The organism is Alteromonas sp. MmMcT2-5, assembly GCF_022348315.1.
Classification (GTDB): domain Bacteria; phylum Pseudomonadota; class Gammaproteobacteria; order Enterobacterales; family Alteromonadaceae; genus Alteromonas; species Alteromonas macleodii.
On record NZ_JAKRFB010000016.1, the window covers coordinates 1 to 22,848 of the forward strand.

Genomic DNA, 22,848 nt, shown 5'->3' on the forward strand with positions numbered 1-22,848 from the left:
CTCGCGCTTGGAATACATTCATTGCGGATGTTGAACGAGTCAAAAATCTCTGTTGGAGAGAGTGGATAAAGTTGGTCAATTAATTAATGCAATTGGTATAAAGGCTTCGCTGCTTCTGGCGCACTCTCTTTCGTGTGTAAAGTAAAATCGCTCATGTCACTCTCCTATTGATGTGATCAAAAACTGCAAGCAACGCTTTGCGCTACTCACTACTCGTATGCCAATAATAATAGGTTTACTTGAACGATCGTTCAAGCGATAATTGAACATATGTTCAAAATATTCACGTATAAGGTATGCAGCGATGAAATATGACCACGATGAGATTATAGAAAAAGCCACTACGCTTTTTTGGCAACGAGGCTTTCAGGCGGCTGGCATGCGTGATATTCAGCAGGCATTGGATATGCGCCCGGGTAGTATTTATGCGCGTTTTCAAAGCAAAGAAGGTTTATTCAAACTTGTTGTTGAGCATTATGCAGACAACAGTGCAAAACGTTTAAAGCAAGTCACAGAAGCTCAATCACCTTTAGATGCTCTTTACCACTTTTTTGAAACAGCATTAACTGGCCCCGACGAGCAACGCTACATGCGCCAGTGCTTGCTAGTTAAGTCTATTGCAGAATTAGAACTCATTGGTGATATTGCCAAAAAAGCTGTACTTGAGAGCATGCAAACCCTTAAGGCTGGTTTTAGAAATATTATTGAAGCCTGTATCGAAAAAGGTGAGTTGCCTGAACATACGCCAACGTCAACAGCCGCAGAGTGGCTTCAAAATCAGTTCGTTGGCTTACGAGCGTTTGCCTTACTGCAAGACGATAATCAAACAACTATTAAGATGATAGACAAAGTCATTATCGATTTGAAAGGACAATGGCCACAACAAACACATTAATGTAGATGAAGGCTTACAAAAACTGACGCAGTGCATTTCATGAAAATTGCCTTGAAACCAGTTGGATGAGCCCTTGTTTACTTAAATAAGCGGTTCGGAATGAACCGATTAAACCAAGTGGAAAAACCATTTTTGTCCGTTTTCATATTAATGTAGGCTCGCTTAACCTCAACCCACTGTTCCTGGTCAACAGTCACTTTACCATCAACAAACGGTACATATAGCTGTTCGCCTTCAAAGTAGGTTCTAAATTCTAAGTAAAAGTCGCCGTGTAACTCCTCAAGTAAGGTATCGGACTCCCCCAACCCGTTGGGGAGGAAGTAATGAAACCGAGTGAGAATAAGGCTTCCTTCAGCACTTAACTGATAACTGCCTGCATAGCCATCCCAGCAGGCAGACATCACCCCAACCTTTTCAGGGTCAGGTTTACTCTTCAACTGATAAAAGTGTTTTTCGCCTTCGTCTGCTGGATGCCCTTGCCAAATATAATAAAGGCTATAGCCTTTTAGATTAACCCACGGACATTGATTGGAGAACCCTTGCGAAAATTGTACGGTCATTCCTTTGAACCTTTGAAAAAGTGAATTGATTTGAGTTCGGCAAGTGGCTAGATTTTGTGACTTTTTAAACCTAAGCAGCAGCTAAGAGAACAGTAACCGCAACAACTGGGCGATAAGCAAAATCCCCATTAAGGGCCAAATCCACTTAGCCCATTTCGCAGCATCCTCATTACTGATTCGCATTTTAGAGCGTTCTATTAGCGGTATAATCAACGCTAGCGCACCAAATAACACCGCCAGTAAAATTAACACTTCCATTATCGTAACCCTATCGCATATTTGAGCACTTCTTGTTTAGCAGGCTCTATGCGCTGCGCCACAGAAAGAAGCTGGTTCCTTATCCATTTTATGGGGGCAACGTCATTGCTAAACAAGGTATAAAACCCATCCATTGCCGTCATCATCACCAAATTATCTCGCTTTCGTGGCTTTTCATAATTGCTGATAAGCCTTTGAGAAAATACTTTATCGGTTAGCGACAATGCGTTGTCGCTACCGAATGGCTTGAATTCAGCACACACAGAAAGAAAGGTTTCTACATCTTTAAAACCTAAATTAACACCCTGTCCGGCAAGCGGATTAATAGTGTGTGCTGAATCACCAACTAACACACATCTGCCTTTAACGTATTGATTAGCATGGGAACGGGTAAGCGGAAAAATCGCTTTATCAATAACTGAAAAGCTATTGCCATTTCTGGTTAATTCGTCTGGAAACGTTTTAAGAATTTCACTTTCAAGTTGGCTCGCTTTTAAACTTTTAATCCGTTTGAGTTCGTCAGGCGAGTCATACCAAACCAGCGAAGCGAAGTTATCAAACATAGGTAAAAAGGCTTTAGGGCCACTCGATGTAAACTGCTGCCAGGTTACAGATTCAACGGCGTTCTCCATCTTTATAGTGATCCCCATCGCCTGCTGCGCATATTGCCAACCTGTGGTGCCAATGCCCGCCGCCTTTCTTACCTGAGAGTTTGCACCATCTGCGCCAACAAGCCAGCTCGCTTCAATGGTTCTGCCATTAGAAAGGCTGACCTTAGCCGTATTCGTTAATTGAATATCTTGCACCGTTTGTCCGGTAATGAGCTCAACATTGTCAAACTGCTTTAATGCGTGGTGGCACCCCAGCTGCAACAATCGGTTTTCCACAAAAAAGCCTAGCTGGGGCATGTCGATACTTTGTGCGGTAAAGTCTGTTCGATGGGCTGGGTCGTCCCACACGCTAAGGCCTGTGTAAGGTTTAACACGCATGGCGGCTATGTGTTCCCAAGCGCCAAGGGCTTTTAACAACGTTACCGATGCTTCGCTGATGGCTGAAACCCTTAAGTCAGGCCCCGTCTCAGCGTTAAAAGGTGCTGGTAGATACGGCTCTATCACTGCTACCTTAAACTGCTGCTGAGCAAGTCCCAACGCAAGTGCAGCACCTACCATACCGCCGCCATTTATACAAAAATCGACCATTTACTCTCCTTAAAACACGCACTTGCATTATGTCTTAAAACACAAAGCGCTGTGAAGTAAAACGTAGAACTGGCTTGCCCTAGATCAATTCTTAACGAATCGTCTCAAGATACTGGGAATATGCTTGCATAACAGGTAAAATATGCGGCTATTTTGAACATCTTCCTGTAACTGACATTATCAGTGTTTTTTACGTGGTGATTTAAGCGCCTCACGTAAAATAACATTCTGGCAGCCACCTTTTCTAAACAACGGTGAAACTGCTCTCACTCACAGGAACACTAACAGGTTATCGAATAGTTGTTATGACTAAAAAGCTGTATATCAAAACCTGGGGCTGCCAAATGAACGAGTACGACTCGGAGAAAATGGCAGACTTACTAGACTCAACGCATGGCTACAGTGCTGCAGAAAGTGCTGAAGAAGCCGATGTTATTTTGCTTAACACATGCTCAATTCGTGAAAAAGCACAAGAAAAGGTGTTCCACCAGCTGGGCCGTTGGAAAACACTTAAGCAAGATAAACCTGAACTTATTATCGGTGTGGGCGGCTGTGTAGCCTCTCAAGAAGGCGATACTATTCGTCAGCGCGCGCCGTTCGTAGACTTAGTTTTTGGTCCACAAACACTGCACCGCTTGCCTGAAATGATCAATCAGCTTCAGGGCGGCGCAAAGTCAGTCATTGACGTTAGCTTCCCGGAAATTGAAAAATTTGACCGTTTACCTGAACCACGTGCTGAAGGTCCAACGGCGTTCGTTTCAATCATGGAAGGCTGTTCAAAATACTGCACATTCTGTGTTGTGCCTTACACCCGCGGTGAAGAAGTAAGCCGCCCTGTTGACGACGTGTTGCTTGAAATCGCTCAGCTTGCAGGTCAAGGCGTGCGTGAAGTAAATCTTCTAGGTCAAAACGTTAACGCGTATCGCGGTGAAAATTACGACGGTACAATTTGTCGTTTCTCTGAGCTGCTTGAATTGGTAGCGGCCATAGACGGTATCGACAGAATTCGTTACACCACCTCACACCCGGTTGAATTTACTGATGACATTATAGAAGCATACGCGTCTATTCCGGAGTTAGTAGACCACCTACACTTGCCTGTTCAAAGCGGCTCTGACCGTATATTGAACTTGATGAAGCGTGGCCATACAGCAATCGAATACAAGTCTAAAATGCGTAAGCTGAAGAAAATTCGCCCGAACATTAGTTTGTCGAGTGACTTCATTATTGGTTTCCCAGGTGAAACAGATGCCGACTTTGAAGCCACCATGGATTTGATTCAGGCAGTCGATTACGACCTTAGCTTCAGCTTTATTTACAGTGCTCGCCCGGGTACGCCTGCTGCCGACGCAGTAGATGACGTAAGTGAAGAAACTAAGAAGCAACGTCTTCACCTACTACAGCAGCGTATTACGCAACAGGCTCTTCGTATTGCTCGTCACATGGTTGGTACAGAGCAGCGAATATTGGTTGAAGGTCCGTCAAAGAAAAACCCAATGGAGCTTTCGGGACGTACTGAAAATAACCGTGTAGTGAACTTCGAAGGCACACCAGACATGATTGGCGAATTCGTTGATGTAAACATCACTGACGTATTCACTAACTCATTACGTGGTGAAGTTGTGCGCAGAGAGAGCGAAATGGGCTTGCGTGTTGCCGTTTCGCCCCAATCTATCATGGCAAAGCATCAGGTAGATTTGCCCGATGAGCTTGGCGTGGGTCAATTTAACCCAGCCTAAATACATTTTATAGCGAGGAAAAAAGTAGCTTGAGTACATTGGTTAGTAACGAATTTGAATTAGAACCGGCAGATAGCAAACGTTTGTCGAGTTTATGTGGCCCCTTTGATGACAACATTAAACAAATTGAGCGCAGGTTAGGGGTAGAAATTACCTACCGAAATAACGCATTCAAGGTGTTGGGTGAACCGCAGCAAATAAAAAGTGCCAGCGAATTACTTAAGCTTCTTTATATAGAAACTCAGCCTATTAAGGGCCGTATTCCCGAGCTAGAAGCGGAACAAGTTCATCTTGCCATTCAAGAAGCCCGCGTTATTGAAAAAGACGCAACAGGCGGCTACGGCAAAGAAGTGAATATTAAGACCAAGCGCGGTGTGATTAAGCCGCGTAACCCTAACCAAGCGCAATATGTGGCGAACATTGTAAACCACGATATTACTTTTGGTATTGGACCTGCTGGTACGGGTAAAACCTACCTAGCCGTCGCTGCTGCTGTGGACGCGCTTGAGCGACAAGAAATTCGCCGTATCTTGCTTACCCGCCCGGCGGTAGAAGCGGGTGAAAAGCTCGGTTTCTTACCCGGCGACCTTTCACAAAAAGTTGACCCGTACCTTCGTCCGCTTTACGACGCCCTATTTGAAATGTTGGGCTTCGAGAAAGTAGAAAAGCTTATGGAACGCAACGTCATTGAAGTTGCACCGCTGGCCTATATGCGCGGTCGAACGCTGAACGATGCCTTTATTATCCTGGATGAAAGTCAAAACACCACGGTAGAGCAAATGAAAATGTTCTTAACCCGTATTGGCTTCAATTCAAAAGCGGTGATCACCGGAGACATCACGCAGGTAGACTTACCTCGCGGTGCAAAATCAGGTCTTCGCCATGCTATTGAAGTGTTAAGTGAAGTGGATGACATTTCTTTCAACTTCTTTAACGCTGAAGACGTGGTCCGCCACCCTGTGGTTGCACGCATCGTAAGAGCCTATGAAGTGCACGATGCTGAACAAGAGCGTCTTCGCAAAGCACGTAAAGAAGAAGCGTTGCGACTTCAACGTGAACAGGCTTCTCAAGACGATAATGCCACGCAAACGAAAGACGACAACGCATCGTGAGTGCCATTATTGATGTACAGCAAGCGTTTGAAGGTGACGAGGCCATTTTGTCGGCCATTCCCTCACCTTCGGAACTAGAGCTTTGGGCTAACGCCGTGCTCAATTACGAAGGGTTAGCTGAGCAAGAAGTGACCATTCGCTTTACTGACGAAGCCGAAAGTCAAAGCCTTAACCATGAATACCGAGGAAAAGATAAACCCACAAATGTTTTATCTTTTCCGTTTGAAGCGCCTCCAGGTATAGAAATAAACCTTTTAGGCGACCTGGTTATTTGTGCCCCCGTTATTAGTCGAGAAGCCGAAGAACAGCATAAAGACGTAAGCAACCACTACGCGCACATGACTGTTCACGGGCTATTGCATTTAATGGGTTACGACCATATTGATGATGCGGAAGCTGAGGAAATGGAAAGCAAGGAAATTGATATTCTTGCGCACCTTGGCATTGCTAATCCTTACGAATCTATTGATTAACAATTCAATATAAATCATTGTTAGTTAAGTACTTTAACACTTAATAACAATAAAACATTGACGACCAGCGAGAACCATTTTAACGTTGGCGTTGAACTAACAATTAAACGGACATTATGAGCGACGATAATCCTCACTCTACCAACGGCTCATCAGGCAAGAGTTGGTTAGATAAACTAAAAAATTCAATTTCTGGCGAGCCGAGAAGTAAAGAAGAGTTAGTATCGGTTATTACTGATGCTGAACAGAACGAAATCATAGACCCACAAACCCGCGAAATGATTGAAGGGGTTATTGGGGTAAATGAAATGCGAGTAAGGGATATCATGATCCCTCGCGCTCAAATGACCACCATCGATGTAGAGCAAAAGGTAGAAGAGTTTTTACCTGTAATGCTTGAATCTGCTCACTCCCGTTTTCCCGTTATCAGCGAAGATAAAGACCACATCGAAGGTATTCTGTTAGCAAAAGATCTTTTAGCTTTTGCATTTGACGCGGAAAAAGAATTCAACCTTCGCGATATTCTGCGCCCTGCGGTTATTGTCCCAGAAAGCAAACGCGTGGACGTTCTGCTTAAAGAGTTCCGTCAGCAACGCTACCACATGGCCATTGTTGTAGATGAATATGGCGGTGTGTCTGGTCTAGTCACGATTGAAGATATCCTTGAAATTATCGTGGGTGAAATTGAAGACGAATACGATACGGAAGAAGATGGTACCGATGATATTCGCCCGTTAAATAAATCAACATACTCTGTTAAAGCCTTAACGCCGGTTGACGATTTTAACGAGTTTTTTGAAACCAAGTTTAGCGAAGAAGAAGCCGACACTATTGGCGGTATTGTGCTGAAAGCGTTTGGTCATATGCCTGAAACCAATGACGAAATCACCATTGGCGACATTCAGTTTAAAGTGACTAACTCTGATAAGCGCCGACTTATCCAACTTAAGGTTTCAGTGCCTTCGCTCGAATAGTGAAGTAACGCAAACTACGCCTGTTTCAGCATAGGGCAGCATGATTTTATGCGTGCTCACCTTATGCTGACATAACAACTCTATTAACCACGATCAGATGACTCCTATGCTGAAACGGTTTACTCCCCACCTTCTTCTTTTACTAAGTGGTGCAAGCTTAACCCTTGCTTTTGCTCCCTTTAACATGTGGCTTTTAACTATTCCTGCGCTTGCACTTGCTATACGTCAGGTGATAAAGCTCAAACATCGCCCATTTTTAGCCGGATGGCTGTTCGGTGCGGGATGGTTTGGAGCGGGTATAAGTTGGGTTCATGTGAGTATTGCCGACTTTGGCGGGCTTCCCATTGCGGCATCTATTGGCATTATGGCGTTGCTATGTGGCTACTTATCGCTTTATCCTGCGCTTGCCACCAAGCTAACCGCCAAGTTCTTCTCTCCTCACTTGTGGCCAATGGCGTTACCTCTTTTCTGGGTTGCGGCTGAGTGGTTACGAAGCTGGATGCTAACCGGCTTTCCATGGTTATCTTTAGGGTATAGTCAACTAGAGAGCCCTCTTTCAGGCTTTGCGCCAATCATCGGAGAAACGGGAATAAGCGCGCTTATCGTTATCAGCGCTACGCTATTTGCGTTGATACACAATAAGCGAACTTTCGCCAACGCAATGCTAGTGGCGCTGTGCTTATTTACCAGTGGCTACCTTCTTAAACAACATACTTGGGTTGCGCCCCAAAAAACCTACTCAGTAGGCATGGCTCAAGGCAACATCGCGCAAAGTCTGCGATGGGTGCCAGAGCAAGATGGTCCAACCATGGACACCTATTGGAAATTAACTGAAAGCTTATGGGATAACGACCTCATCATTTGGCCTGAAGCCGCGGTTCCCAAGCTTGAGCCATTAGCCCAACCTTATCTTGCTAAAGTTAACGAAAGAGCCTTTCAAGAGAACACGGCACTTATTACGGGTATTGTTAATTACAACTGGGAAACTGATGAAGCGTGGAACAACCTAATTGTGCTAGGTAAACGTACGCCAGATGCCGCTTATCCCGACTATCAATATTTCCACAACAACCGATTTTCGAAACATCATCTATTGCCCGTAGGCGAATTCGTACCTTTTGAAGACTGGCTTCGCCCGCTCGCTCCCCTATTCGATTTACCTATGTCATCATTCTCTCGAGGTGACTATCAACAGGCAAACCTTGAAGCTAACGGCATTCACCTAGCCCCCGCTATCTGTTTTGAAATTGCGTTTCCTCATCAAGTGATGGCAAATGTATATGAAAATACCGACATGATCATAACCGTGAGTAATGATGCATGGTTTGGTCACTCACATGGGCCTGCTCAGCATTTGCAGATAGCGCAAATGCGCGCCCTTGAGTTAGGCCGCCCTGTCGTTAGAGCGACAAATAATGGCATTACGGCTTTTATAGACCACAGAGGCGAAATAACTGCTCGGCTACCTCAATTTATGGCAGGTAATATTTCGGCGCCAGTTGTCGCAACCAGAGGGTTTACACCGTATTACCATCTTCAAGAGCTAGGTGTTTGGTTTATAGTTATTTTGCTATTTGTTAGTGCGTTACTTCTTAGACGAAGACAGAGTTGATCTGTACAAGTTAAAGGTACCGACACAATAGTCATTCAATAATAATACTAACTCGATGTAGGACATGTTGAACTTGTTTTTTGCAAAGTTCAATGTGTGCTAATTAAGGAAATACTTGTGAACTGGGTTTCTCTTTTTTCAAAAAAACTACTCACCTTTTCTATCACTGCCATTGTTTGCTCTACTGCTGTTTTCGCAGAGACAACGGTAATTACTGCAGATCGCATGATTGACGTTGCTAACGGGAAAGTCGTCAAACAGGCGGCTGTTATTGTAACGGACAATATAATTACTGCATCTGGTCGCCTTAAAGACCTGACAGTTCCAAACGAAGCAACACGTATTGATTTAGGCAATGCCACGCTAATGCCTGGGTTAATGGATATGCACGTACACTTAACCAGTGATGCAACTCGACACGGGTACAAGCGTTTAGAAGTATCACTGCCCCGCGCGGCTATTACTGGCGTTAAACACGCTAAAGCAACGTTAGATGCAGGTTTTACCACTGTGCGTAATGTTGGTGCACCTGGTTTTGCTGATGTTGCGTTAAGAGATGCCATCAACGCGGGCGACGTAGTGGGACCGCGCATGTTTGTAGCTGGGCCAAGCCTAGGCGTAACTGGCGGCCATTGTGACAGCAATCTTTTGCCCTATGAGTATGACAATTATAGCGAAGGTGTTGCCGATGGCCCGTGGGAAGTACGCAAAAAAGTACGTCGAAATATTAAGTACGGCGCTACCGTGATCAAATTCTGCGCTACAGGTGGCGTTTTGTCTAAAGGCACAAAAGTAGGTGCACAGCAATACACATTCGAAGAAATGAAAGCCCTCATTGATGAGGCCCATTTGCGTGGTTTGACAGTAGCGACTCATGCTCATGGCACTAATGGCATTAAAGCAGCCATTAAAGCGGGTGTAGATTCAGTAGAACACGTAAGTTTGCTTGATGACGAAGCGATAGATTTAGCGAAAAAGAACGGTACTTACTTCTCTATGGATATTTACGTAACTGAATATATTCTGGGTGAAGGAGAGAAAGCCGGTATTCTAGAAGAAAGCCTGAATAAAGAGCGTATTGTTGGTAAAACTCAGCGCGAAAACTTTGAGAAGGCAGTTAAAGCTGGTGTAAATATGGTATTTGGTTCCGATGCCGGGGTTTACCCTCACGGTGATAATCCTAAGCAGTTTGCCCGGATGGTGAAGTTCGGTATGACCCCCATTCAGGCTATTCAAGCTGCTACTATTAACCCTGCCCGCTTACTGAAACAAGAAGCTACCCTTGGAAGTTTGGAAAAAGGTAAGCTGGCAGATATCGTCGCAGTGCCCGGCAACCCACTAGATGATATGAGCCTTATGGAAAAAGTGGGCTTTGTTATGAAAGATGGACAAATTGTGAAGCAGTACGCGATGTGATGAATGGCCGCTAAAGGAAAATCTTTAGCTTGTAGTTCATAGATTGCAGCTTGCTGCACGGAGCATAGCAGAGGGTAGTCGCTACGCAAGGTTAATAGCTTAGCGATACATCACACTGCATCAGACTAAGAAATAAAAAACGGCGCTAACTTCACTTGAAGTAGCGCCGTTTTTGTTAGCAGCAACTACCTTACAACAGATAGGTAGTCTACCCTGTTAAACGTTACCTGCCGCCTGAATAGCAGTAAGTGCTATGGTAAATACAATATCGTCAACCAATGCACCGCGACTTAAATCGTTAACGGGCTTTCGCATGCCTTGCAGCATTGGGCCAATACACACTAGATCGAAGCTACGCTGTACCGCTTTGTAAGTGGTATTTCCGGTATTGAGGTCAGGAAAAACAAACACGTTTGCCTTACCAGCAACAGGGCTATTTGGTGCCTTGCTCTTGCCCACACTTTCGATAGCCGCTGCATCGTATTGAAGTGGACCATCAATAAGTAAATCAGGGCGAAGGCTTTGCGCAATTTTGGTCGCTTCTCTCACCTTTTCTACATCGCTTCCTGCACCTGACGAACCAGTGCTGTAGCTAATCATCGCAACCCGCGGTTCAATGCCAAACATTTGTGCAGATTCCGCAGATTGAATAGCAATATCAGCGAGCTGTTGAGCGTTAGGATCTGGGTTAATTGCACAATCGCCGTAAACCAAAACTTGGTCAGGCAACAGCATAAAAAATACTGACGACACCAAAGACGCGTTTTCAGCGGTCTTTATTAACTGGAGCGCTGGGCGAATAGTGTTCGCGGTTGTATTTACTGCACCTGACACTAATCCATCCACGTCATCTTGCTGAAGCATCATCGTGCCCAGAGTTACGTTATCTTCTAACAACTCTTGGGCAACCACTTCCGTCACACCTTTATGGCCGCGTAGCGCCACTAAGCTATCAACATAGTCTTTTTTAATGGCCGACGGCGAGAGAATCTCAACGCCTTCGCTCAGTACAACACCTTGCTGTTCTGCTACCCGTCTAATCTCAGTTTCATCGCCTAGCAATACAGGACGAGCAAGACCCCGTTTGGCACAAATAGAGGCCGCCACCACGGTTCTTGGCTCGTTTCCTTCAGGAAGCACAATGCGTTTATTTACCTGCCTTGCACGGTTTGTTAGGTAAAAACGAAACGCTGATGGAGAGAGTTTTTTCTGGCGCGACACTTTTTGGGTAAGTGAATTTACCCAACTTGCGTCTAAACTTTCCGCAGTGTGAACCATCACCTTTTCAATGCGTTTACTGTCATCTACAGGTACTTCCTGATTAAAAGCGTGAAGTGCTTGTGCTGTTTGCCACGTATTGGAATTTACCAGCATAACCGGTAAACCCGTTTCCATGGCCTGGCTACACAACGCCATAATGTTTTCATCCGGCTGATAGCCGCCGGTAAGCAAGAGCGCGCCTAGCTTTGTGCCGTTTAATGCAGCTAAACAGCACGACACAAAAACATCGCCGCGATCACCCGACATTACAAGTAGCGCCCCCGGCTTTAAGGTGTGCGTCATGTTGTGAATTTCTCGCGCGCAAAACGTGACGCTACTTAAACGCCGCTCAGCCAGCTCGCCTTCGTTTAACAAGCTAGCGTTAAGATGCTTCGCTACGTCGGTGGCGCGAGGAGATACTAAATCAGCACTCCAGTCAATTGTGCCAAGTAGACTCAAGCCCTTTTTGAAAATAGGCAAATCACGTAACGCTTGGGTTCGCTCTTCGTCGTGCTCAGGGGCTTCTATTGCGCCAATATCAGCGCGTAAGCGACCATGTTCATCAAAAGGCGCGTTAACCTTATTGAAGATACAGCCCACTACTTTTTGACCTTTGTGACCGCCATAGGTGTCTACAACGATTTCGAGGCGATGATTGATATCTGTGGTCGACTCATTTCCCGGCACAGCCACGAAAACGATGTCGGCATCAAGTGCCCGACTAATCTCTAAATTCAGGCGCTCTGCATAAGGATGATGGCGAGTTGTCACCAGTCCTTCAATAACAGTAACAGCCTCTTGAACACTGCTTTCTTCAAACCGCTCGATGATCTCCTCTAAGAGTTCATCGGTGCTGTCGTTACTGATCATTCGCTCTACGTATTCAAGCTCGAAAGGCGTGATGGGCGACACACTGGCATGGTGCGCAATAATTGCTGTAGAGCGCTCTTCGCCGTTATCGCCTTTACGTGGCTGTGCAACGGGCTTAAAGAAATTGAGCTTTATGCCTTGTTCCTCGATAGCACGAACAAGGCCCATGCTGACCGTAGTTAGGCCAACACTTGTGCCTACGGGGATCAACATAATTCTGCGAGACATAGTTACTCCTGCTTTTGCTAACGCGTTGGCGTTGCTTATATAATTTACGCGAAGGTTGCAGCTTCTGCGGCTATCACCCATTCTTCATTTGTAGGCACAACATAAACTGCCGTTGATGCGGTATCAGCGGTAATCTTTCCACCTTGACCAAATCGCGCGTCGGTATTTCTTTGCTCATCTAAGCTAATTCCAAAGTGGGCGAAATACCCCATAGTTGTCTCACGAATAAGCGATGAGTTCTCCCCTATTCCGCCTGTAAATACAATAGCGTCTAACGTGGGTACGGCTACCATATAACCCGCGATGTATTTAGCTAAGCGATAGCAAAAAATTTCAATGGCCAATAATGCACCTTCGTGACCTTCAAGCGCCGCATCTTCAAGGGTTCGACAGTCGTTACTCAGCTCTGAGATACCAAGTAATCCAGACTGTTTGTTCAGTAAATCACTTATCTCATCTGCGGTTTTGCCAAGCTTCTTCTGCAGCGTTCCCGGTAGACTCGGATCTAAGTCGCCACAGCGAGTGCCCATAACTAAGCCTTCAAGAGGAATAAAGCCAAGGCTTGTGTCTACCGCCACACCTTTTTCTATAGCCGACACACTGCAGCCATTGCCTAGGTGGGCACTGATAATGCTGGTATCTGAAACCGGCTTCTCAAGAATTTTTGCCATGCTATCAAGTATGAACTTGTGACTGGTTCCATGGAATCCGTAGCGTCTTATGCCGTGCTCGCGATAAAGCGACATGGGTAAAGCATAAATAAAGGCTTTTTGGGGTAAGGTTTGAAAGAAAGAAGTATCAAATACGACTACGTGAAGCAGGTCAGGGTAAGCCTCTTGCGCCGTGACGATCCCCTTTAGGTTCGCCATATTATGAAGCGGAGCCATGCTTGCATAATCTTCAATTGCTTTTAGTACGCTATCATCGACAAGTGCAGCCTGCTTAAACTTTTCACCACCATGAACAACACGATGCCCTATTGCGATAGGCTTAACGCCCGTACTAGCGATAACTTCTGAAATTGCGCTTAACGCTTCGGTATGGCCAGCTTTTTCAGGTAGTGCGCGTTTTTCTTTTTTGCCGTTTAACTTGTAAGACAAACTAGCATCACTATTACCTAGTGCTTCAGCAATACCAGACAGTCCAGCCTCTCCAGTGTCAGCGTCAATTATCGCGAACTTTACGGACGAACTGCCGCAATTTAAAACTATAACTTCTTTCTTCATTTTTTAAATTTACAAATAAAAGTGGTAAGACATTTTGCTTAACCAAATTGTAGCATTTATAAACAACCGGATTGGTTAAACAATTGCTAAATGTTTTATAAAAAACATCGCATACACTTATTGTATGTGAGGTTTTTTCTCAATATTTATTGAAAAGCACGCGATTCATTTCATGCCGTAAAAAAAGAAACAAATAAAACCAATAAATACATACACTTAAAATTAAATCCAAGTTTTTTGGAAAAAATATGCATTTTCTTTCTTGAAAAGTATTTGGGCCATTCCTATATATGTTTTGTCGACGCTGAAAGGTCAGGTCGACAAAACCGCCGCCGCAGAGTCGGGGCATTTAAACTTTTAACATATTGCTTAATTTTGAGGATATGACTATGCGTACTATCGATCTATCTCCACTTTACCGTTCATTCATTGGTTCTGATCACCTAGCGTCATTAATTGATGCAGCATCTCGTGCTGAGAAGCAAAGTACCTACCCGCCGTATAACATAGAGTTACTTGGCGATGACAAGTATCGTGTAACCATGGCTATTGCCGGCTTTAGTAAAGACGACGTTTCTATTCAGGTTGAAGAAAACACGTTGACGATTACGGGCACGAAGAAAACGGAAGCGGACGATAAAGAAAGCAAAGAGCGTAAGTTCTTACACAAGGGCATTTCAGAGCGTAACTTTGAGCGTAAATTCCAACTTGGCGACCATGTAAAAGTGCTAGCTGCAGATATGGAAAACGGTCTGTTACACATCGATATGGAGCGAGTCATTCCTGAAGCCAAGAAGCCTCGTCAAATAGAGATTGGTTCTCGTTTAATTGAAAATTAATAGTTAGTTTCTTGGTTTGTTTCCCAACTTTTAGCGGCGCCTTTCGGCGCCGTTTTTTTGGGCTTAAAAAAATCGCTTTTCGTTGCCGCTTACCCGTTACTCACGCGTTGTCGATTTCAATGGCGTAATCAGCTTTACCCGATTCACCAGACTTAAAGTTACCTCGAAGGTTTTTTCCCGTCAGTTCACCTGTAGCAGACCCTTCAATTGATATAAATTCGCTGCTTGCAACTCCATTCTCAAACTTACCGGCATGCTGAAAAGTAACCGTGCCGCGCATACCGTTTACTACGCCAACGAAGGTTTCAAACCCGGTAAATTTGGCAGACATCTGAGATTGATAAGACATCAAAAACTCGACATTAGATTCGCCACTCATTTCACCAGAATACACCTGCTTAATACTAGCGTGAGATACCTTAATTCCCTCTGATCTTTCACTAAGTGTGTCTTCGTCCCATTGAGTAATGGAAAAACTTCCTTTGAACGCCATAAATATCTCTTTATAAATGGTTTTTAGTTATAAACTGTAAACCCTAGCTTCTCAGAAAGAAAAAAACAGTCAGCAAATTGTAACAGGGTGTTTAGATAATCCCCTTAAGCATGGCTAACCCCACTGCGTTACAGGTGCTTGCGTCCTTGATTTCTCCACGTTTTATTTTCTCCTTTAACTCATTTAAAGAGAGTGAAACAACGCGCAAGTCTTCTTCCTCAACATCGAGTTTTTGTGCGCCTTGGGTGAGGCCTTTAGCTATATAAATGTGATAACCCTGATTACAAAAACCGTATGCTAAATATTGAAAACCCACATATTCCATTGAATCTGCAGTTAAGCCAGTCTCTTCTTTAAGTTCACCTTTCGCCAATTCAACAGGGGCGACATCAGGGTTACTTTCCCATGCACCTTGAGGCAACTCAAGCTGGCGCTCTTTTATGGTATAGCGATATTGCTCAACCATGTAAACCGTATCGCCTTCTATCGGCAAAATAATAGCGAAGTCAGGCTTTTCCACCACGCCGTAAATGCCTTCGTTTCCACTGCTGCGTTGTATTTTGTCTTCTCTTACGCGAAGCCATTTGTTTTCGTACACAACTTTTGTATCTAGTGTTTTAATATCAGCCATGCCTCACTCCTCACTCACTGTCTTTTTCGTTTCGAAGAAAACCTGCACTTTCTTCCGTCTCTTTAAGTGTTAGGCGATCGTCAGGGTTTTTATTAAACGCTCGGGTTTGTTGATTAACTTGATGAATGGTACTTGCATTGGCTAAGTCTGATTCATTAGTGATTGAAGCGATGGTCTCTCTACCGCGTAAGAATGCTTTAATTTCGTCGACGATTTCCTTCAATTCTCCGTCGTTTTTGTTCATTCCCATTACAAAGCGCGGGGCTTCCAGATTGTTCATACCGCTAGTGGCGAATATAGAAGTGTTAATTCGGCTAGTAATGATCCACGGTGTGATACTGCTTCTAACTACGACATTTTCAGACCGTGTAGAATCGTGAATTGCCATACCTGTTGAAACTCTAGACTCGGTATACGTGCCTTCGGTTTTCATGTACATCAGCAAAGAGTTAAAGTTCAGCTCGCCCCAAAACATGTGAGACGCGTTATTTAAAATACTTCCTGCCGCTCTGAAAGTAAGCCAAGCGAATATCAGCATGAGCAAATTATTGACCATAGAAAAAGCATTGTTCAACAGTGCGCTGTTATCTACACCGATATTGATAACCAGATGTAGTAGCTCAGCGAGCTGTACGCCAGATGAGTAAAACAATACCGCGGCAACAACGACGGCAACTTGCGCAATGGCGCTCAGCGCTACTTTAGCCCCTTTGGGTAATGCTACCCCCTCACTGAGGGTTGGCTGAGTTTCTATCAGTAATTCCCCTTCAAAACTACCCTTCCCTTCAGCCTGCTCTTTAAGCTTAGGAACAAAATCGGCGTATATTCTGTTTGGGACTTCCTTGTAACGACGGTTGGCAAGCACGATGTTTTCTATATTGATAAAAATCTCATTGGGATGAACAGACTCTTGCATGTTTGCTCGAAATTCGCTGACGTCAGTTTGTGGTGTCACTAAATCCATGCGCTTTTTAAGTAATGGAAATACAAGACCTATCACCACGCCGATACTGATGAAAAGGTATACAAAGTTCAGCCAAGCGCTAAAAAAAGCGTGTTCTTCAGACCAGGTTTTAAGTTCATTGATATTACTTCCCACCACACCATCGAGAAACACACCCGCAACAAGAGGAACGACTAGTGCTAATCCAATGATTACACCAATTGACAACCCTCCCGCTTTAGCAAGTTGCGAGTTTCCTTCGTTATGGATGCCCTTTGCCGTAGAGGTCCAGTTGGCAACAAAATAGATAAGCAATACCAAAGAAAGAACAGGCATAACGACAATTTTTGCGACTTCACCTGCAAAGCCATTACTTACTAAAAAATAGACGATGGCGTAGGTAACTAAGCCCACGATAAGTGTCGCCCCCATGGCTAAAATTTCTTGGGCAAGATGGCGTAGCGGGTAAGGTAAGAAAACAAGCTTAGGAAAAACGCTGTGAACTAGCCGAGCGAGCCAGCCTTTTGGCTCCTCAAAGGTAGTATTTCGTCTTCCCATAAGCATAGAGTGCAGTGACTCTTTTGAGTAAAGCAGGGATTTTTGCTCTGCCTGAGCAGCATCTTGTTCAGATTTTGAGAAGTTGTAGGCCAGTGAAGTGGGAACTGTTCTACCTACAAAAAAGCGCATAAGTTGAAGGATACCAACCGCCGTATGGCGTATTCCCGATACCACTAAAACAAAACCAACCGCTAGCAAGGTATAGCCTTTCACCTTGTTGGCGTCAAATATTGCCGGCACTGTGAAAACAACGTAAACCGCTAACAATAGCGTTAAGACACCACCCAGTGTTCTAAGCGCTCCTTCTGTCTTAAATGGGTTCTTTATCCCTAGCGTCTGAGAACCAAAATCATAAGCCATGATGCATCCTTTCGAAAACAAAAGGAAAAATCATACTTAGTGTAAGTAGATTGAGCAATGATTTTAAGTAGAGCGCCCCGCCAGTCAGAGACTACAATTTTTTAAGCTCGGGCTATTAACCGTTCTTAATCTACGTTAAACCCCGCAATAGTGCGTTGCAGTAACTGGTTGTTGCGCTGCATTTCATAAGACAGCTCAGACAATTGTTGTGCAATGTGAAGTTCGTGCCGCGCCGCTTCCTCAACCGCTACTACATCTTTAGCTACCACTTCCGTGGTCACTGACTGTTGCTCGGCCGCAGACGACGTATTATTCGCCATAAGCTCGAGCTCGCACGCTGCTTCTTTCACCTTTTCCGCAGTTTGCCGACCTTCAATAGTTGTATTCATTGACGCTTCTATAGATATAACACCCTTATTGATATCATCGACAACAATTACGCTGGCGTCCTTTAGGCTCACTAACAGCGTAGATATTTTATCTGACGATTCCTTGCTACTTTGTGCAAGCTTTCTTACTTCGTCAGCAACGACGGCAAAGCCTCGGCCATGCTCCCCTGCTCTAGCAGCTTCAATTGCTGCATTAAGTGCGAGAAGATTAGTTTGGTCGGAAAGGGTATTGATAGTTTCCAGTATATTTCCTATTTCGCTGACTTTCATTTCCATTTGAGCGGCATTAGATTGAACATTTCGAATATCATCTGAAAGCACTACCATGCTCTTTCGTATATTGTCGTTGGCTAAGAGCGAATGGTCAGCTAAACGATCTAGGCTTTGACTCGCATTAAGCGTTGCCAACGAAGAACTGGCAATCTCACGGCTTGTTACCGCCACCTCTTCAACCGCCGATGCAATATTAGTGGTGAGTTGCTGAGTACTCCCAGCGTCACTTAGCATTTCAGCGCACGCCGTTTCTAAATTGTTTGATAATCGAGAGCTTGTGCTTATCGACTGGCCTAACCCCCGAATAAGGTCACGTAAAGCTAAGATGGTTGTGTTAACAGTACGAGATGCATCACTTCTTTCGAAGCAACGGATTAATGAAAAGGTGATAAAACCGATACATCTACAACTGGTTCCAGAGCTAAGTATAGGCCTCTTTGTAAAAGCGGTGGATTTTTATACTAAAAATCGCATGTATTTTGGGATAGGAAAACGCAAAAGTGAGCTAACGGGACAGCGTCATCACTTAATTTTATTCTTAAAGTACGAGCGCAGCAGGAACAGGGCTAACCGTTGAGTTCAATCAATGCTTAATAAACAACAATACACAGGCAAGAAAATTAAAAAACGCTTTGGCTTAACAGATTACAAATCCATGATCGGATTCAGAAGTTTTGTGACGGAAAATATAGCCAGCAGAAGGACTCTGCTGGCTTGCGTAGTTAGATATATTCTACTTCGATGATTTCAACTTCAACTGCGCCGGCTGGCGTTTGAATCGTTACCATGTCATCAAGCTCTTTACCTATTAGGCCACGAGCGATAGGTGAATTAACCGAAATCAAGTTGTTCTTAATATCAGCTTCGTCATCACCAACAATACGGTAGGTGGTTTCTTCATCGGTATCGACGTTTAGAATGGTTACGGTAGTACCGAAAATAACCTTACCCGTATTTTCCATTTTGGTAACGTCGATAATCTGTGCATTTGATAGCTTGCCTTCAATATCTTGAATGCGGCCTTCACAGAAGCTTTGCTGCTCACGGGCCGCGTGATACTCAGCATTTTCTTTTAAGTCACCATGTTCACGTGCTTCGGCAATAGACTCGATAATACGTGGGCGTGTTTTGGTTTTTAGCTCATTTAATTCGTCACGCAGCATTTGAGCGCCGCGCGCTGTCATTGGATACTGACTCATGAATACCGTCTCACTTAGCTAGTAATTTAAACAGAAAAGTGCGCCGCGAAGGCGCACTTTTTATTCGATCACACAAATGTAATATTGCTAGGATACCTCGTATCCTAGCGTATGTCATTAGTGTTTGAGTCTAGCGTGTAGTTCTTGAACTGACGCCACTTTATTGCGGTCATCAGCAGACTTAGCACGGATAGTTGCGAACGCTGCGTTCATTGTCGTGGTGTAGGTTACCTTGTTTAGCAAGGCTTCACGACGAATGTACACTGAGTCGGTGATGGCTTGACGACCTTCTGTTGTATTAATCAAATACGCGTATTCGCCATTTTTGATTGCATCAACAATATTAGGGCGGCCTTCAGACATCTTATTAACCACAGTACTCATGATGCCTGCATCATAAAGCTCGGTAGCTGTACCGCGGGTAGCTTCAATGCTGAAGCCCGCTTCAACCAACGCTTTTGCCAGAGCAATCATACGAGGCTTGTCGGTATCACGTACTGAAATAAGCGCTTTACCTTGCTTAGGTAGTGGCGCACCCGCACCTAAGTTAGCTTTAGCATAGGCTTCTTCGAAGGTATCGCCAACGCCCATTACTTCACCCGTTGAGCGCATCTCTGGGCCTAGCAGTGGATCAACACCTTGGAACTTAGCAAATGGAAGCACCACTTCTTTCACAGAGTAGAAAGGTGGAATCACTTCTTCTGTTACGCCCTGCTCGGCTAGGCTCACGCCAGCCATTACACGTGCTGCAACTTTAGCAAGAGGTACACCCGTTGCCTTAGAAACGAATGGAACGGTACGTGCTGCACGAGGGTTAACCTCGATTAGGTATACTTCACCATCTTTAATCGCAAACTGTGTGTTCATCAGACCGACTACGCCAAGTTCAAGCGCCATGGCTTTAACTTGTTCGCGCATGACATCTTGAATCTCTTTTGAAAGCGAGTGTGGAGGTAATGAACACGCAGAGTCACCAGAGTGAACACCCGCTTGTTCAATGTGTTCCATGATGCCGCCAATCACTACGTCTTTACCGTCGCAAATAGCGTCGATATCAACTTCAATAGCATCATCCAAGAAACGGTCTAGCAATACTGGCGCGTCGTTGGACACTTTAACCGCTTCATTAAGGTAACGCTTAAGATCTTTGAGGTCATACACGATTTCCATCGCACGACCACCTAGCACGTAGCTTGGACGAACCACTAGCGGGAAGCCAATCTCTTTAGCCATAGTTAGCGCTTGCTCAACGTTAGTTACCGTGGCATTCGCCGGCTGCTTGAGGTTAAGCTTGTTCACCATTTGCTGGAAGCGCTCACGGTCTTCGGCACGGTCAATCGCTTCTGGTGAGGTACCGATAACCGGTACACCCGCCGCCTCTAGTGCACGGGCAAGTTTAAGTGGCGTTTGGCCACCATACTGCACGATAACGCCTTTAGGCTGCTCTTTAGCAACGATTTCAAGTACATCTTCCAACGTTACTGGCTCGAAGTACAGACGGTCTGATGTGTCGTAATCGGTAGATACTGTCTCAGGGTTACAGTTAACCATAATGGTCTCGTAACCGTCTTCACGCATTGAAAGCGCCGCGTGAACACAGCAGTAGTCGAACTCAATACCTTGACCAATTCGGTTTGGACCGCCGCCCAAAACCATGATCTTGTCTTTGTCAGTTGGCGCTGCTTCACACTCTTCGTCATACGTTGAGTACATGTAAGCTGTACTGGTAGAGAATTCTGCTGCACAAGTATCTACACGCTTGTAGACAGGAGAAATACCAAAGTCACGACGGGTTTCACGAATATCGCTTTCTGCCACTTTGGTTAGCTCAGCAAGACGCGCATCAGAGAAGCCTTTACGCTTAAGTGCGCGCATAAAGTCAGCATCAATACCTGGTAAACCAAGCTCTGCTACTTTAGCTTCAAGAAGAATAAGATCTTCAAGCTGTACAAGGTACCAGCGGTCGATATTGGTAAGGTTAAATACCTCTTCAACCGTCATGCCCATACGGAATGCATCACCGATGTACCAAATGCGCTCTGCACCAGGCTGACGAAGTTCATAAACCACTTTATTGCGTGATTCAGGGTCTTCAAGGTCAACCATTGGGTTAAGGCCTGTCGCACCTACTTCAAGACCGCGAAGGGCTTTTTGCAGTGATTCTTGCTGGTTACGGCCAATGGCCATCACTTCACCTACCGACTTCATTTGAGTAGTCAGTCGGTCGTTAGCACCGGCAAACTTCTCAAAGTTAAAGCGTGGGATCTTAGTCACTACGTAGTCGATAGACGGCTCGAAAGATGCTGGCGTTAGGCCACCTGTAATGTCGTTTGCTAATTCATCTAGCGTATAACCTACCGCAAGTTTCGCTGCTACTTTCGCAATTGGGAAACCTGTTGCTTTCGAAGCAAGCGCTGATGAACGCGATACGCGAGGATTCATTTCGATGATTACTACACGACCAGTTTTCGGATCTACACCGAACTGTACGTTTGAACCACCGGTTTCAACACCAATCTCGCGCAGTACAGCCATCGCTGCATTACGCATTAGCTGGAATTCTTTGTCAGTCAGGGTTTGTGCTGGAGCAACTGTGATTGAGTCGCCGGTATGCACGCCCATAGGGTCGAAGTTTTCGATAGTACATACAATAATGCAGTTGTCTGCTTTATCGCGCACTACTTCCATTTCGTACTCTTTCCAACCTAGCAACGATTCATCAATAAGCAGCTCGTTGGTAGGAGAAAGGTCTAAGCCACGGTGACAAATTTCATTAAATTCATCAATGTTGTACGCGATACCGCCGCCGGTTCCACCCATGGTGAAAGACGGACGAATGATACAAGGGAAACCGATGCGGCTTAGTACATCGTGCGCTTCATCCATGCTGTGCGCGATTTCCGCACGTGGACATTCAAGGCCGATGTTTTTCATTGCTTTGTCAAAGCGCTCGCGGTTTTCTGCTTTATCGATTGCATCTGCCGTTGCACCTATGAGCTCACAACCGAACTCTTCAAGTACGCCGTGCTTGTCTAGCTCTAGCGCACAGTTAAGCGCAGTTTGTCCACCCATTGTAGGTAAGATGGCATCTGGACGTTCTTTTTCAATGATCTTGCGAACTACTTCCCAGTGAATAGGCTCGATATAAGTCGCATCTGCCATTTCTGGGTCGGTCATAATGGTTGCTGGGTTAGAGTTAACCAAAATAACACGGTAGCCTTCTTCTCGAAGGGCTTTACACGCTTGCGCGCCTGAATAATCGAATTCACAAGCCTGGCCGATAACAATAGGGCCAGCACCAATGATAAGAATACTTTGTATGTCGGTACGTTTTGGCATAG

19 protein-coding genes are annotated in these 22,848 nt (G+C 44.9%); 8 read left to right on the forward strand and 11 right to left on the reverse strand.

Annotation, left to right across the window (positions count from 1 at the left end; translation table 11 throughout):
• Positions 1-304 precede the first annotated feature (304 nt).
• The gene (locus tag MHN09_RS08850; protein WP_014976138.1) at positions 305-895 is read left to right on the forward strand and encodes a TetR/AcrR family transcriptional regulator; all 591 of its coding nucleotides are present in this window, start codon (positions 305-307) and stop codon (positions 893-895) included.
• A gap of 77 nt (positions 896-972) precedes the next feature.
• Here MHN09_RS08850 and MHN09_RS08855 read toward each other — a convergent pair whose 3' ends face one another.
• The 3 genes from MHN09_RS08855 to MHN09_RS08865 form a co-directional block, all read right to left on the reverse strand.
• The gene (locus MHN09_RS08855) at positions 973-1,455 is read right to left on the reverse strand and encodes a hypothetical protein (protein ID WP_239240240.1); all 483 of its coding nucleotides are present in this window, start codon (positions 1,453-1,455) and stop codon (positions 973-975) included.
• Positions 1,456-1,536: 81 nt separating this feature from the next.
• On the reverse strand, positions 1,537-1,713 hold the full coding sequence (locus tag MHN09_RS08860) for a hypothetical protein (RefSeq protein WP_014948996.1): 177 nt from the start codon (positions 1,711-1,713) through the stop codon (positions 1,537-1,539).
• Positions 1,713-2,912, reverse strand: a complete 1,200-nt coding sequence (locus MHN09_RS08865; RefSeq protein ID WP_049586778.1) for an FAD-dependent monooxygenase — start codon at positions 2,910-2,912, stop codon at positions 1,713-1,715. The genes MHN09_RS08860 and MHN09_RS08865 overlap by 1 nt, the downstream gene beginning before the upstream one ends.
• Before the next feature lie 305 nt (positions 2,913-3,217).
• On the opposite strand from MHN09_RS08865, the gene miaB reads away from it, so the two are divergent.
• The 6 genes from miaB to MHN09_RS08895 all read left to right on the forward strand — a co-directional run bounded on the left by miaB (position 3,218) and on the right by MHN09_RS08895 (position 10,238).
• Positions 3,218-4,651 (forward strand): tRNA (N6-isopentenyl adenosine(37)-C2)-methylthiotransferase MiaB, encoded by a 1,434-nt coding sequence (gene miaB, locus MHN09_RS08870; RefSeq protein ID WP_049586779.1) that lies wholly within the window; start codon positions 3,218-3,220, stop codon positions 4,649-4,651.
• Positions 4,652-4,680: 29 nt separating this feature from the next.
• The gene (locus tag MHN09_RS08875) at positions 4,681-5,763 is read left to right on the forward strand and encodes a PhoH family protein (protein ID WP_039216249.1); all 1,083 of its coding nucleotides are present in this window, start codon (positions 4,681-4,683) and stop codon (positions 5,761-5,763) included.
• A complete protein-coding gene (gene ybeY / locus MHN09_RS08880; RefSeq protein ID WP_039225624.1) occupies positions 5,760-6,236 on the forward strand; it encodes an rRNA maturation RNase YbeY in 477 nt (158 codons plus the stop codon). The genes MHN09_RS08875 and ybeY overlap by 4 nt, the downstream gene beginning before the upstream one ends.
• A 116-nt stretch (positions 6,237-6,352) precedes the next feature.
• The gene (gene corC, locus MHN09_RS08885) at positions 6,353-7,210 is read left to right on the forward strand and encodes a CNNM family magnesium/cobalt transport protein CorC (RefSeq protein WP_239240243.1); all 858 of its coding nucleotides are present in this window, start codon (positions 6,353-6,355) and stop codon (positions 7,208-7,210) included.
• Between the two features lie 106 nt (positions 7,211-7,316).
• Complete coding sequence (lnt, locus tag MHN09_RS08890) at positions 7,317-8,822, forward strand: apolipoprotein N-acyltransferase (protein ID WP_239240246.1); 1,506 nt, start codon at positions 7,317-7,319, stop codon at positions 8,820-8,822.
• A 117-nt stretch (positions 8,823-8,939) separates the two neighbouring features.
• Positions 8,940-10,238 carry an amidohydrolase family protein gene (locus MHN09_RS08895; protein ID WP_039230292.1) on the forward strand — a complete coding sequence of 433 codons (1,299 nt, stop codon included), beginning with the start codon at positions 8,940-8,942 and terminating at the stop codon, positions 10,236-10,238.
• 216 nt (positions 10,239-10,454) lie between these two features.
• Here MHN09_RS08895 and pta read toward each other — a convergent pair whose 3' ends face one another.
• Positions 10,455-12,596, reverse strand: coding sequence for a phosphate acetyltransferase (gene pta / locus MHN09_RS08900; RefSeq protein ID WP_239240249.1), 2,142 nt, complete (start codon positions 12,594-12,596; stop codon positions 10,455-10,457).
• A gap of 44 nt (positions 12,597-12,640) precedes the next feature.
• Positions 12,641-13,822, reverse strand: coding sequence for an acetate kinase (locus MHN09_RS08905; protein WP_239240252.1), 1,182 nt, complete (start codon positions 13,820-13,822; stop codon positions 12,641-12,643).
• A 389-nt stretch (positions 13,823-14,211) separates the two neighbouring features.
• On the opposite strand from MHN09_RS08905, the gene MHN09_RS08910 reads away from it, so the two are divergent.
• Positions 14,212-14,661, forward strand: coding sequence for an Hsp20 family protein (locus MHN09_RS08910; protein ID WP_014976128.1), 450 nt, complete (start codon positions 14,212-14,214; stop codon positions 14,659-14,661).
• 100 nt (positions 14,662-14,761) lie between these two features.
• Here MHN09_RS08910 and MHN09_RS08915 read toward each other — a convergent pair whose 3' ends face one another.
• From MHN09_RS08915 to carB, 6 genes are all read right to left on the reverse strand, one after another.
• Entirely contained in the window at positions 14,762-15,154 is a 393-nt protein-coding gene (locus MHN09_RS08915) for a DUF3224 domain-containing protein (RefSeq protein WP_014948986.1), read from the reverse strand.
• Between the two features lie 91 nt (positions 15,155-15,245).
• The gene (locus tag MHN09_RS08920) at positions 15,246-15,785 is read right to left on the reverse strand and encodes an NUDIX hydrolase (RefSeq protein ID WP_239240255.1); all 540 of its coding nucleotides are present in this window, start codon (positions 15,783-15,785) and stop codon (positions 15,246-15,248) included.
• A 10-nt stretch (positions 15,786-15,795) separates the two neighbouring features.
• Positions 15,796-17,646 (reverse strand): hypothetical protein, encoded by a 1,851-nt coding sequence (locus MHN09_RS08925; protein WP_239240258.1) that lies wholly within the window; start codon positions 17,644-17,646, stop codon positions 15,796-15,798.
• A 125-nt stretch (positions 17,647-17,771) separates the two neighbouring features.
• Positions 17,772-18,542, reverse strand: a complete 771-nt coding sequence (locus MHN09_RS08930; protein ID WP_239240261.1) for a methyl-accepting chemotaxis protein — start codon at positions 18,540-18,542, stop codon at positions 17,772-17,774.
• 488 nt (positions 18,543-19,030) lie between these two features.
• A complete protein-coding gene (gene greA, locus MHN09_RS08935; protein WP_014948981.1) occupies positions 19,031-19,507 on the reverse strand; it encodes a transcription elongation factor GreA in 477 nt (158 codons plus the stop codon).
• 117 nt (positions 19,508-19,624) lie between these two features.
• Positions 19,625-22,846, reverse strand: a complete 3,222-nt coding sequence (gene carB / locus MHN09_RS08940) for a carbamoyl-phosphate synthase large subunit (protein ID WP_239240263.1) — start codon at positions 22,844-22,846, stop codon at positions 19,625-19,627.
• Positions 22,847-22,848: the final 2 nt, after the last annotated feature.